Here is a 13060-nt window from a genome sequence, read left to right as displayed (position 1 = left end):
TATGGTTTGGGGACGGCTGCAGCCCCGGGAATGCGATTTCGGGGGTATTCCCGGGGAGTCTCCTCTCCCAGACTCAATTATATCTTTTCTCTCTTATTAGCCCAATTAAAAATGAATTGACATAGGTAGATGAAGCCTTTATAGTTTTGTCAACTAATATTTTGTTAGGGGTTGACAGAACTATGAGTATTCTTCATGTGTATTTGGACAATATATATTCTGGAAAACCTATTCCTATAAAAGACCTTCTTTTATTATCCTCAAAGGAACCTCTTTCAGCTCTTCTTTCTGCAGCGGATCAAGTGACGAAAAATTGTTCACATTCAGATGTCGAGTTATGCTCTATTGTTAATGCTCGCTCAGGAAAATGCAGCGAAAATTGTGCATTTTGTGCCCAATCAGTTCATTGGAATACGTCTTGTAATGTTACACCTCTTATTAGCGAGGAAGAAGTCTTAAGAGCTGCTAAATATTATGAAAAGCTTGGTGTTTATCGTTTTTCACTTGTTACAAGTGGACGAGGTTTAAGCGATAGTGATCTTGAACATTTATGTCGTATATATCAGCGTTTGAGTAAAGAAACATCTCTCAAACTTTGTGGTTCCCATGGGCTTATTACGGAAAGGCAAGCAAAAAAGCTTGCCCAGGCTGGCCTTACACGATATCATTGCAATCTTGAAACGAGCCCCCGTTTTTTCCCTTCTATTTGTACAACCCATTCTATTGAAGATAAGTTGAAAAGCCTTTCTTTTGCCCGTTCTGCACATCTTGAACTTTGTTCTGGTGGCATTATTGGCTTAGGTGAAAGCTTGCGGGATAGGCTTGAAATGGCTTCTCTAGCTGCCGACATAGGAGTGAGCTCCTTTCCTTTAAATATTCTCTCTCCTATAGAAGGAACTCCCTTCGCAAAAAATCCATTGCTTAACCAAGACGAAATTTTGCTTACGGGAGCTCTTATTCGTTTTTTACTTCCTCAAGCTACAATCCGTTATGCAGGAGGGCGAAAGGCTCTTGGCACAAAAGTCTTCTTGGGATTGCGGGGAGGAATTAACGGCCTTTTGACTGGTGACTATTTAACAACAGCAGGAGAGTCAGTTGAAAGCGATATGAAAATGCTTCAAGACTCAGCGTTGAAAATCCGTTCTCACGATCTTAATATATGAACTTCTCCGGAAAGCAGAGCTTCCGTTGTTTCATCCTCGTGACGAATGATAAGGCGTCCCATATTGTCGATGTCGACAGCTTGGGCGGAACGTATTCCTTGTGATGTCTCATATGTAATGAATTGTCCCATGAGATTTGAAAGGTGGCGGCAAATAGAAAGATATTCTGGCTGGGATCCCCCTTTTAAAAAGTCGATATAAAGAGGCTCGAAGGCGTTCAGAACGGCAGCCATAAGCTCTTTTCTGTTGCAGTGTTTCCCCCCCAGTTCTATACGAACGGACGTTGCGACAGATGCGATTTCCTCAGGGAATGAGGGAGTATTTACATTGATCCCGATTCCTATAACAATATGGCTTATATGATCAAGTTCGCAACTCATCTCTGTGAGAATTCCACAGATTTTTTTCCCCCCAATAAGAACGTCGTTGGGCCACTTTATCTGAGGGGAAAGCCCAAGGCTTTCCAATGCTTTTGCTACTGCAGCAGCTCCAACCTGGGTAATTGATGCGGCAAAGGCTGGTGATACTTTAGGTCGAAGGACTAAAGACATTTGAATAGCCCACTCAGGAGAAGAGAACCAGGATCTTCCCGAACGGCCCCGTCCTTCGGTTTGGTGCTCAGCAACGATAACGGTTCCTTCTTTTATCCCTTCACGAGCCTGCTTTTTGGCTTCGATATTCGTTGAAGTGACTTCATCTAGATGAATAATAGGATGACCAATATTTTCTGTAGTTAGTAACGGTTCAACTTCATATTCGTTTAAGAGATCAGGAACATCAATAAGCCTATACCCCTTTCGGGCAGAAGAATCGATGGCGTAGCCTTCTTCACGAAGTTGATTGATATGTTTCCACACGGCAGTTCGACTTACACCAAGATATTCACAGAGGTCTTGTCCAGAAACATAGTTTCCCTGAGCTTGTTTTAAGAGAGTTAAAATGTGTTTTTTCAAAAGGATCGCTCCTTCAATTTTTAATTAGTTTTCTTATAAAAGCTTTTTAGCGGAGTATCGAATACCGATGGCCCCTAATGGAGCAGTAATAAGTATAGATAATACGGCTATAGCTAAGATAATATCTCCTGACTCAACCCCTAATGATAGCGGTATTGCTCCCATAGCTGCTTGTACAGTAGCCTTCGGGGAATAAGAAATTATGCAAAAGAGCCGTTCTTTCCAATTGAGATTTGTTCCCAAAAGAGAAAAAAGAACGCCGATACTCCTACCGATCAATCCAATTCCAATTATAACAATACCTACTCCTCCTGCTTTAAGCGCTAATGTTACGTCTACTTGGGCACCTACAAGGACGAAAAGCAAGATTTCGGCAAAAATCCATATTTTGTTAAGTTTTTGGGCTAAACGTTCTCCAACAGAAGGTATTTTCTCCGATATGATAAACCCCATAGTCATAACGCCAAGTAATGATGCAATTTCAATTTTGGTTTTAAATAGAAATTCAAGTTCGGAAATCAATACGGCAAGAGCTAAAATTAATAAGACTTTTTGGGTATCTCTCATCTGATATTTCTTAAAAATATGTACTACAACAAAACCTACAATACCTACCATGAAACCTAGTAATATGGAAATTGGAATACTCAATATTTTTATGCCAATATTTATGCTTGCTCCACTATATAAACCTAAAAAGACACTTAACATTGTGATAGCAAAAACATCGTCGATGGATGCTCCTGCAATAATGAGACTTGGAACTCTTTTTTCTGTCCCGATTTTACTTTTAATTAAATTAAGCATAGAAGGGACAACTACAGCAGGGGATACTGCTGCAAGAATAAAACCAAGTATGCCTCCTTGAATTAAAGAAAAATCTAATAGCTTTACTGAGATAAATGCTATGGTTGCTCCTTCTAGTAAACCAGGCAAACAACTCATCTTTAAGGCTGCGATCCCATTCTGCTTCAAGTCATCTCTATTTATTCCCAATCCTGCGCGCAACAAAATAATAATGAGGGCGATTCTTCTTAGATCTCCTGATACATTTAGAAGTTCAGGTTGAAGCCAATCTAAACCATATGGGCCTATAGCAATACCTAAAAGTAGGGTTCCCAATAAACCGGGCATTTTCAATGTTTCAAAAATTTTATTTGTTGGTAGAGCGAATAATAAAATAACAGCGAGACTAAAAGCCATGAGAAAACACTCCTTCATATAGAATACAAAAATGACTCCTACAAGCACTTACACTTGTAGGAGTCATCAGCTTTGTCGTTTATAGCATTTATGGTGAACTCCATCACCAATTCTTATAGGCGAGTATTATATAACACTTTAGCCGTAAATGCCAGAAATATACTCCGCTGTTCTACTATCGCGAGGATTTTCAAAAAGATCTTTTGTGGAACCTGCTTCTATAATTTCCCCATCAAGCATGAAAAGTGTTTGATGAGAAATACGACGTGCCTGAAAAAGATTATGGGTAACAATGATAATAGAATATTGTTGGCATAGAGTGCGAAGCATCATCTCTATATTTTGTGTGTTCTTAACGTCAAGGGAGGAACAGGGTTCGTCCAGAAGCAGTATTTCTGGCTCTACAGTGAGAGCTCGGGCGATACAGAGTCTTTGTTGCTGTCCTCCAGAAAGAAGAGTCGCGTTCATCGCCAGATTATCTTTGACCTCTTCGAAAAGCCCTACATCCTCAAGTTTATTACGAATTATGCTATCAAAGCTTTTCTTATTTTTTTTCGCGCCGTGTCCATGATAACGCAAAGGGTACGCCATATTGTCGTAAATAGAGAGAGGAAAGGGGGTAGGTGATTGAAAGACCATGCCGATACGACGACGTACTTCCTCAGGACTTAGCGTAAAAGTATCCTCCCCATCAAGATGAATCTGACCGCTCAGAGACACCCCTCGTTCGTCTTCTATGAGACGATTAAGGCTTTTGAGAAATGTGGATTTTCCACATCCGGAAGGGCCGATAATAGCTGTAATTTGATGCGGGTAGAAATTTGCGTCGATCTTTTTAAGAATTTTTTTATTATCGAATGCAACGGCAAGCTGACGAATTTCGAGAATAGGGAGCATTTTTACCTCTCCTTTCTGTACATTTTTATAACAAGGGGCACTATGTTGAGAACGAGTAAAAGAATAATAAGCACGAGAGCGGTTCCATATGCTTTGGAAATCGATACCCCCTGCCCTACAAGAATATAAAGATGGTTGGGCAAAGCCATTGCTGGAGAAAAAATAGAACGGGGGGATGGAGCGAAGAGAACTGCCCCAGTGAAGAGAATAGGAGCAGTTGCACCCATAGCAAAACTTCCTCCAAGAGCAATGGCACTGGCAATATTGCCAATGCACCCTGGAAGGATCAGGTGAAAAAGTGTCCACGTTTTTGTAATGCCCAAACTAATAGAGGCCTGCATAATATTCTTGGGGAACTCCAAAAGAGTTTTTTCGACGCGCACCTCAATAAATGGAAAGATCATGATTCCAAGAATAAGTCCTCCTGACAAGATCGATACGCCGAAATTAAGTGTAACGACGAAAAACGTATAACCAAATAGCCCCAGAATAATCGAAGGTATTCCAGCCATAGAGTGAATGAAAAAATGGCAAAGAGATACAATTCGTGTTGTTTTAGCGTAAAAGGCAAGAAAGATTGCTGTAGGAAGAGCCAGAAAGGAGGCGAATATGCAGGCAATCGTAGTAAACCAGAAACTCCCCACAATAGCGGGCCATATTCCTCCATCTATGCCTAAAGGAAAACCCTGTGGCATATTTGTAAGGAAAGAAAGGGAAAGTTCGCTTCCTCCCTGAATAAAAATATATCCAAAAATAACGCATAAAGACGCCATAACAAGAAAGACGCTTAAAAAAAGCCAGAGCCGAAGGGATAGGTGAGAAGTTTTGCCGTTATTATTTCTCATTTTATTCCCTCCTCAATACGCTTGCGGATAAAAAAGAAAAAAGAATTAAAGGCAAAGAGTACAAACATGAGAATAAATCCAGCTGCGAAAAGAGCCTGATAGTGTAAGCTACCAACGGCAGCGCCCCCCATTTCCAAAGCGATGAGAGCAGGTATAGTCTCAGCTTTTCGAAAAAGATGAGGAAATATTGGGCTGTTCCCAATCACCATCATTACAGCCATAGTTTCGCCCATGGCTCTAGAAAGGGATAAGATTAGTGCCGCTAGAATTGCCTTTTTTGCTGAAGGAATAACTAAATAACGTATCATATGCCATTTTGAGACACTTAGGGCTCGTGATGTTTGTTGATAATGATGAAGAACTTTGGTCATAGACTCACAGCACGTAGAGACGATATAAGGCAAGATCATGATGGCTAAAAGAATTGAACCGGTAAGTACGGATTCTCCAGAGGACCATGAAAAATGAGTCTCAAAAAACTTTACAATAATCATAAGGCCTACAAAACCATAGACAACAGATGGGATACCGGCCATGAGATCAATAAGAGGAAGAAGTATCCGTTGGATTTTTTGTGGGGCTAAAACCGATAGGAAAATAGCCATTCCGACACCGATAGGAAGAGCAATAAGTGCTGCAAGAAGAGAAACATAAACAGTGGCGCATATCATCGGTTGAAGGCCGAAAGCTGGTGGATCTGCAATAGGATTCCATCGTGACCCCGTTAAAAAATGAAGGAGTGACGTCTTCTGAAAAAATATAAAGCTTTCTTTTGCAATAAAAAGAAAGATAAAGAATAAAAAAGAAATAGCCAGCAATGTAATAGCCTTGCAAGTCCATACAAAAATTCGTTCTTTTTTCACGCTCTCAAAAGCCTCCTCGCATAGCTATGAGAAAAGGCCGGAGAGGATTCCCCCCGGCCTTGAGAAAACCTTAATGACCAAAGGCACATTTTACTTTGCAGGTACGAATCCCATCTGCTCCACAATTTTCATGCCTTCAGCAGAAAGTAGTTCATCAATAAAAGCCTTTTCTATAGGAGACATATTCCCTTTCTTGACGATAAGAAGTGGCCGTGAAACATAATATGTTCCATTAAGAATATTTTCAACGGTAGGTTCCACTCCATCAACTTTAAGAGGAATAATTTTCCCTTTGTTTACATTAACCATGCCAAAAGAAGCGTAACCGATGGCATTTTTGTTTTCCATGACTTTGGTAACGAGAGCTCCCATAGATGGAGATTGAATCGCATTGGGTGTTACATCTACTTTTCCCATAACACTTTTCTGGAAGACTTCGTGAGCTCCACCGCCAATATCTCGAATAACAACAACAATTTCTTCTTTAGGTAATGTCGGATCAAGATCGTTCCATGTTTTGTATTCGCCGCTAAAGATTTTAATCAATTCATCTTTAGTGAGGTTGGGCTTTATCTGACAGACCTTATTGTCAGGGTGAACCGAAATGGTCAGAGCGTCTGTCCCAATATGGAACTCGTGATAATCTCCGATTGCTTCTTTCTCTTCTGCTTTAACGGCACGAGCTGTCATACCAAAATTACTTGTTCCATCAAGAACGGCTTTTACCCCTTCTCCAGAACCGCCCCCGGAGACAAAAATTTCGATTTTGGCGTCGGGAAGAGATGCCTCAACTTTATTCCATGTACCATATTTTCCCATAAACTGCTGTGCCACTTGTGAAACAACTGGGGCAAGAGTAGATGACCCTTTAAAGAAAATCTGACCATCTGCGGCTACAGCGAGCTGGTTTCCCGCAATAATAAGACTCATAATCATGACAGAAGCGAATAAAAAACGAAAAATCTTATTCAATTATAATTCCCTCCTATAAATAGTATGCCTATAGTTTATGTTGGACTATTGTAATCTGTAAAGATAACTTTGTCTATGTGATCACAATAATGTCGAATATAATAGAATGAAAAAGGCAAATTAATGAAGGGAGTGTCTCTCTATGCGTATCTGTATTGCCGGACTAGGCGGAGTAGGAGGATATTTCGGAGGACGTCTTGCTGCTGCTTACTCAGCGTCATCGGAGCACGAGATTTGCTTTTTATGTCGGGGAGAGCATATGGAAAGTATTCAGAAAAAAGGGCTAAAAGTGACAACGCCTCATGAATCTTTTATCGCTCATCCTCACATTATTTCGGATTGCCCTCAAGAGATAGGTCTCGTGGATGTCATTTTTTTCGCTGTCAAAGGCTACGATTTGCCCTCTCTGGCAAAGAGTGTATATCCCTTGTGTCATGATAAAACACTTTTGATTCCACTTGGGAATGGTGTAGACAATGTAGATATTCTTCAGAAAGAAAAACTCACGGGCATTCCCTTTAATGGATGTGTCTACATTTCTGCATATATCGAATCCCCTGGTGTGATCAGGCAAGTTGGGGGCAGCTGCAAAATGGTAGTAGGCCCATTAGATAGAGACATTGAAAAGCATTTACCTTTTGAAAATATGATGAAAAACGCCGGCATTTTATTTGAATTGGTCAAAGACATAGATCGGGCAGTTTGGACAAAGTTTATTTTTATGAGTCCTATGGCGATTGTTACAACTCTTAAAGCAGAGAATTTTGGAACGGTGCTTTCTGCGAAGACAAGTCGTGACCTGGTTGTCGATCTTATGAAGGAAATATGTTATCTTGCAAAGAAAAGGAATGTTGCCCTTCCCGATGATGCAGTAGCCAAAGCTCTGGCTCAGGCAGAATCTTTTCCGCCTCATACACGTTCTTCCATGGAACTTGATGCTTCAAAAGGTCGCTCTACAGAATTGGAAACTTTTGTCGGAGCGGTAGTCCGTTTGGCGCAAGATGAAGGAATTTCCCTTCCTGTTTATGAGAGAGTATATGAGGAATTGCTGAAAATGTAGAGGAGGAACCCCATGAAGGTACATACAGTTCCTGTTTCTGAATCAGTTGGGCTTCATTTATCTCATGATGTAACGCAAGTGGATGTGGTAAATGGTTTTAAGGGGGCTCGTTTTTGTCGGGGACACCAGATAAGAAAAGAAGATGTTCCAATTCTTCGATCAATGGGGCGGGAGGAACTGGCAGTTCTCTTGCTTGAAGAAGGAGAGGTTCATGAAGATGATGCGTCTCTTCGCCTTGCAAGATGCCTACAAGGATCTGGACTGATGTTAGAGGGACCAAGTGAGGGAAAATGTTCTCTTTTTGCAACTCACAGAGGGTTGCTTTCCTTTGATGAAGAGGTTGTACATGCCATTAATGAAGATACCGATTGGGTTCTTGCTACATTACCGCCAAATATTTCTGTAGAAAAAGGCGAGCGTGTGGCTTCCTTCAGAATTGCTCCTCTTATTGTTAAGGAAGATCAGGTTGCTCGAGTAGAAAAACTAGCGACTCCTGTCTCTGTGTTACCCTTCAGACCATATTCTGTTGCCCTTGTAACTACAGGTAAAGAAATTGCTGAAGGTCTTGTGCAAGATGCTTTTGAACCTCAATTAAGGAAGAAAATTCAGTTTTATGGGGCTTCTTTTGCGGGGCACTCTGTAGTGGGAGATTCAAAAGATGAAATAACAAAAGCCGTGCGCAGCTTTTTAGCAGAAGAGACGTCTATTATTATTTGTACTGGCGGAATGAGTATTGATGTTGAAGATCGAACTCCAGAGGCAATTGTCAACATTGCCGATGATGTCATTTTCCGAGGAATACCCGTACTGCCAGGATCGAACCTAATGTTGGCCAGAACAAATGAATCATATATTATCGGTGCTCCGGCATGTGTTGTCGCTTGTCATCACACATCTTTAGACCTCATTCTTGATCGTCTGTTTGCGGGAGTTGTTCCTATTCAGAAAGAGATACGCCGTTGGGGCGTAGGAGGACTATGCCGAAGTTGCACAACATGTTTTTATCCAGTTTGCTCTTTTGCTTCAAGAATGCATTAACGATGCTGACTCCAGCCTGGTATATATAGCTTTTTTTCTAAAAGAGAGAGGAGCCAGCTTGCGAAAGAGACCATTATGAGATACATGATGCCAACAACGGTGAAGACAAGGGTATATCTAAATGATCTGGCAGCTACGATCTTTCCGGCGCCTGTAAGTTCAATGTAAGTAAGCATATAGGCTAACGAAGAGTATTTTATAAGGTAAATCATTTCATTTGAACAGCCTGGAATGGCGCGTCTAAGCGCTTGCGGCAAAATGATATTCCATATTGCCTGTCGACGAGTCATGCCTAGTGCCTGGGCCGCAATAAGTTGTCCGCCTTTAACAGATTGAATAGCTCCGCGGATATATTCGGAGTTATATGCTCCGTTGCAGAGGACAAAGCCCAAAACAGACGCAGCAAAAGGACTTAAAGCAATACCAAAGGATGGAAGGCCGAAATAGAGCATAAAAAGAAGTATTAAGAGGGGAGTTCCCTTAAAAAAAATAACGTAGAGCTTACAGAGAAATGATATAGGCTTATTGCCGTAAATACGTCCAAGAGCTACACATGTTCCTGTAACTAATCCAAAGGGGATTGAGGCGATTATAAGCTTTACGGTCATTACGAGCCCTTCTAGTAAGGCTGGCAACACATCCTGTTGAATAAAAAGCAGACTATTCATTGCTTTTCCCCAGCTCTCCATATAAATCCATCAATTTCCGTAAAAATTGACGAGTTCGTTCGTATTGAGGCGTATTAAGTAACGTTTCTGGCGATCCGCTTTCTAAGATTTTTCCTTCTTCCATAAACATAATTTCATTTGCTACGGAACAGGCAAAGCCCATTTCATGGGTAACAACGAGCATTGTCATGCCAGCTTTTGCAAGATCACGCATAACTTCAAGCACTTCGCCGATAAGTTCGGGGTCTAGCGCTGATGTTGGTTCGTCAAACAGCATAACGTCAGGATCCATAGCTAATGCCCTTGCTATAGAAACCCTCTGAGCTTGCCCACCAGAAAGCTGGGAGGGATAGTGGTCAGTAAAAGCAGCCATTCCGACACGCTCAAGTTCCTGCATAGCCTTTTCCCGTGCAGTTTTTTTATCCATTCCTTTGACCTTTATAAGGGCTATCTCTACATTACGAAGTGCTGTGAGATGGTCAAAAAGATAAAAGTTTTGGAAGACCATTCCCATTTTTTGGCGAAAAAGATTAATGTTCTTTTTTGAATGAGTGACTTCTTCCCCGTGGAGCCAGATTTGTCCAGAATCAGGAATCGTGAGCTGATTGATACAGCGTAGCAAAGTACTTTTACCAGTACCTGAAGGACCGATAAAAACCTTTGTTTCTCCTTTTTTGACAGAGAAAGAAATGCCTTTCAACACTTCTATTCCACCGTATGTTTTATGGATATTTTCTACACGTAAAATAACATTTTCTGTTTTATCACTCATCATGATTATTCTCCATTTCCATATCCGGGAATTCTTAATTTATTTTCTACAAAGTGAAGCAGCCGCATTCCGCCATAATTAAGAAGAATAAATATAATGGCACATGTTAAAAATATAGGCATGGGCTGATATGTTCGAGAGACAACAAGGTTTGCCCGTGTCAAAATTTCAAGAACGCCTATAGCGTATGTTACAGAAGAATCAGTCAGTAGAATGGGATATTCATTTGACCAACCAGGCAGGGCTAAGCGAATGGCCTGGGGCAAAATAATCCATGTAACAGCCTGTATTTTGCTCATCCCCAATGAACGGGCAGCTAACATTTGTCCCTCTCCGAGAGAGAGGATGCTTCCTCTGAATATCTGCGATTGATAAGCAGCACTTCGCAGTCCCAAAACAACGACAGCTGTAAAGAACGCGGAAGCGTCTATTCCGAGAGAGGGGAAAATGCCGAAGAAAAATAAGAAGAGAAGAACAAGATTAGGGAGACCGCGAAAAATCCATACATATCCCTTTACGATTCTCTGTAAAAAGAGAGAACCATAAACTTGGGCAACAGCTAAAGGAAGCCCCATGCAGAGTCCTAGAGCCAAGGCCAGGGCAACTATTCGTAACGTAACGAGAGTTCCTTGAAGCAAATAGGGTAAGGATTCAATGACTACGGTAATACTTTCCATTTTTAAAATTCTCCCTTATCTAAATCGTAACATAAAAAAGGGGAATGAAAGACATTCCCCTTTTAGCTCAAATAATGATGAACAGAGGTAAAGCGGATTAAAACATTTTATATTTTACTTTAAGCTCGTTCCATTTTGGGGAAGTCATCAACTTATCGAGTCCCTCATTGATGAGAGCCTGAAGATCTTTGTCTTCTTTTCGCATTGCAACAGCATATTCCTCTCCAGTGGAGATTGTTCCAATAACCTTGAGAGACTTACCTTCCACAGCCTTGGCAACGATAACATCATCCATCATAGCTGCGTCGATTCGACCATTTTCGAGATCTTTGGCTGCCAGAGGGAAATTGTCATAAAGTTTAAGGTTTTCTTTCGGAATAATTCCAGTCTTTACAAGGTTGTCTTCAAGCCACATGGCAGCAGTACAACCGCGCTGAGTACCAATGGTATGTTTGCCATCAAAAAGATTTCCCATGTGGATATCAGATTTATTTTGGACACAGACAGCCTGGTTGATAATCCAGTAAACTTTGCTGAATGTAACGACTTCTCTACGTTCGGGGGAGGCTGTCATGCCTGAATAAACCATATCAATTTTTTTTGCAAGAAGAGCAGGGATAATTCCATCCCACGCCATAGGTTGAACTTTTACTTCGAACCCCATCTCATTAGCGATCCACTCAATAGATTCCACATCAAAACCGGTAGGCTTACCGTCTTGTCCGACAAAAGAGTAGGGATAGTAATCCCCATCAATTCCCACAATATAGGTTTTTTTCTCAGCGGCAAGTAAGCCACTTGCACCTAAAACTATGAAGAGACAACATAAAAAAAGAGCACTTAACTTCTTCATCCTTATACCCCCTCAACGAAATAATTATTTTTCTCGATGATAATTCATCACGCTAAAGTGCCAGTCGAATAAAGATTATAGTGAAAGAATAAAAAGCTGTCAACCAAAGGCACAGACAAGATGGGTTGGGGGTATCAACAAAAATGAATTATAAAAAATGGCATGTATTGTGCATATTGAACTATTCTTTATCTTCTTCCTCTTCATTGCGTATTACGTTATATAAACCTTTAAGTAAGTGTTCACGCATGGCCTGACTTGCTTTTTGAGGTTCATGGTTTCGTATATATTCCACAATTTGCCTATGTTCTTCCATCATTCTATTCCAGTCTTCTTCTGTTATATCAAGATATTTATGCCGTTGCGTGTCTATTTCATTTCGAATAGATCGTAGTAACTTCAAAACAAGACTATTTCCACCTATTTCAGCAATAGCTTCATGGAAATCACTATGATACTTTAAGTGATCTAGATCTCTGGGGCGAACGTTTGTTCCCCCATCTGTACTTAAATCCATAATCGTATAAAGCTTTTGAATATCTTCATCGGTAGCATTTTCAGCAGCCCAATAGGCAGCTTGCACCTCAAGCAAAAGCCGAACTTGCATGAGCTCCTTCCATGAAGAATCATCAGAGATATAGTTCATGAGTTCGTTATTGCTTATCTTTCGCAATGCGTCTGGAGAAACAAATGTCCCTTGCCCAGGTTTTGACTCTACAATGCCAAAGATGGCTAAAGCTTTTGTTGCTTCCCTTATACTATTTCTTCCAACCTGAAACAGTTCTGCCAGTTCCATTTCGCTAGGAATTTTCTCCCCTGCCACCCATATGCCCTCTTTTATGGCCGCTACCATTTGTTTGAGGACCTCTTGGTAAAGAGTTGTTCTGCTTGCTGGTTTTATCACTGAAGTCACACCTCTCGAAGATGTATTGTCATAAATATATCATTAGGAAGTGAAAACTAAAACATAAAGATGTGAAAATATCAAGATATGAATATCCCATCTTCTAGATCAGAATAATCGTATTAAAATAACATAGGTATACATTATCCAAAGTTTGTGATATTGACACTTTTCAGAGCTGATACTATTATG

Annotated in this window: 14 protein-coding genes and 1 riboswitch; of the genes, 3 read left to right on the top strand and 11 right to left on the bottom strand. The window is 40.7% G+C overall.

Translation table 11 applies throughout. The annotated features are described in order from the left end of the window. Positions 1-182: 182 nt before the first annotated feature. A complete protein-coding gene (gene bioB / locus RBH88_RS10750) occupies positions 183-1163 on the top strand; it encodes a biotin synthase BioB (protein WP_307879638.1) in 981 nt (326 codons plus the stop codon). Here the strand turns inward: bioB and RBH88_RS10745 are convergent. The 6 genes from RBH88_RS10745 to RBH88_RS10720 form a co-directional block, all read right to left on the bottom strand. After that, positions 1145-2116, bottom strand: coding sequence for a biotin--[acetyl-CoA-carboxylase] ligase (locus RBH88_RS10745; RefSeq protein WP_307879637.1), 972 nt, complete (start codon positions 2114-2116; stop codon positions 1145-1147). The genes bioB and RBH88_RS10745 overlap by 19 nt on opposite strands. 33 nt (positions 2117-2149) lie before the next feature. Then, entirely contained in the window at positions 2150-3319 is a 1170-nt protein-coding gene (locus tag RBH88_RS10740; RefSeq protein WP_213692018.1) for a cation:proton antiporter, read from the bottom strand. Between the two features lie 50 nt (positions 3320-3369). Further along, positions 3370-3436, bottom strand: a riboswitch (Fluoride riboswitch). A 21-nt stretch (positions 3437-3457) separates the two neighbouring features. Next, a complete protein-coding gene (locus tag RBH88_RS10735; RefSeq protein ID WP_307879636.1) occupies positions 3458-4216 on the bottom strand; it encodes a phosphate ABC transporter ATP-binding protein in 759 nt (252 codons plus the stop codon). 2 nt (positions 4217-4218) lie between these two features. Beyond that, a complete protein-coding gene (locus tag RBH88_RS10730; protein ID WP_307879635.1) occupies positions 4219-5061 on the bottom strand; it encodes a PstA family ABC transporter permease in 843 nt (280 codons plus the stop codon). Next, on the bottom strand, positions 5058-5924 hold the full coding sequence (gene pstC / locus RBH88_RS10725) for a phosphate ABC transporter permease subunit PstC (protein ID WP_213699448.1): 867 nt from the start codon (positions 5922-5924) through the stop codon (positions 5058-5060). The genes RBH88_RS10730 and pstC overlap by 4 nt, the downstream gene beginning before the upstream one ends. Before the next feature lie 90 nt (positions 5925-6014). Continuing rightward, a complete protein-coding gene (locus RBH88_RS10720; protein WP_213692014.1) occupies positions 6015-6896 on the bottom strand; it encodes a phosphate ABC transporter substrate-binding protein in 882 nt (293 codons plus the stop codon). Positions 6897-7038: 142 nt separating this feature from the next. Here RBH88_RS10720 and RBH88_RS10715 point away from each other — a divergent pair, with 142 nt between their 5' ends. Further along, positions 7039-7956 (top strand): ketopantoate reductase family protein, encoded by a 918-nt coding sequence (locus tag RBH88_RS10715; protein WP_213695341.1) that lies wholly within the window; start codon positions 7039-7041, stop codon positions 7954-7956. A 12-nt stretch (positions 7957-7968) separates the two neighbouring features. After that, positions 7969-8994, top strand: coding sequence for a molybdopterin-binding protein (locus RBH88_RS10710; RefSeq protein ID WP_307879634.1), 1026 nt, complete (start codon positions 7969-7971; stop codon positions 8992-8994). Here RBH88_RS10710 and RBH88_RS10705 read toward each other — a convergent pair. The 5 genes from RBH88_RS10705 to RBH88_RS10685 all read right to left on the bottom strand — a co-directional run bounded on the left by RBH88_RS10705 (position 8991) and on the right by RBH88_RS10685 (position 12868). Beyond that, entirely contained in the window at positions 8991-9662 is a 672-nt protein-coding gene (locus RBH88_RS10705) for an amino acid ABC transporter permease (protein ID WP_307879633.1), read from the bottom strand. The two genes, RBH88_RS10710 and RBH88_RS10705, sit on opposite strands and share 4 nt — an antisense overlap. Further along, positions 9655-10434 (bottom strand): amino acid ABC transporter ATP-binding protein, encoded by a 780-nt coding sequence (locus RBH88_RS10700; protein ID WP_374047609.1) that lies wholly within the window; start codon positions 10432-10434, stop codon positions 9655-9657. The genes RBH88_RS10705 and RBH88_RS10700 overlap by 8 nt, the downstream gene beginning before the upstream one ends. Positions 10435-10439: 5 nt before the next feature. After that, on the bottom strand, positions 10440-11111 hold the full coding sequence (locus RBH88_RS10695) for an amino acid ABC transporter permease (protein WP_213691478.1): 672 nt from the start codon (positions 11109-11111) through the stop codon (positions 10440-10442). Between the two features lie 97 nt (positions 11112-11208). After that, positions 11209-11964, bottom strand: a complete 756-nt coding sequence (locus tag RBH88_RS10690) for a transporter substrate-binding domain-containing protein (protein ID WP_213692210.1) — start codon at positions 11962-11964, stop codon at positions 11209-11211. Positions 11965-12145: 181 nt separating this feature from the next. After that, positions 12146-12868 (bottom strand): FadR/GntR family transcriptional regulator, encoded by a 723-nt coding sequence (locus tag RBH88_RS10685; RefSeq protein WP_213692209.1) that lies wholly within the window; start codon positions 12866-12868, stop codon positions 12146-12148. Positions 12869-13060 lie beyond the last annotated feature (192 nt).

It is taken from the genome of Aminobacterium sp. MB27-C1 (assembly GCF_030908405.1).
Classification (GTDB): domain Bacteria; phylum Synergistota; class Synergistia; order Synergistales; family Aminobacteriaceae; genus Aminobacterium.
The sequence above is the reverse complement of the archived record's forward strand: the minus strand, read 5'-3'. Positions and strand labels throughout refer to the sequence as shown.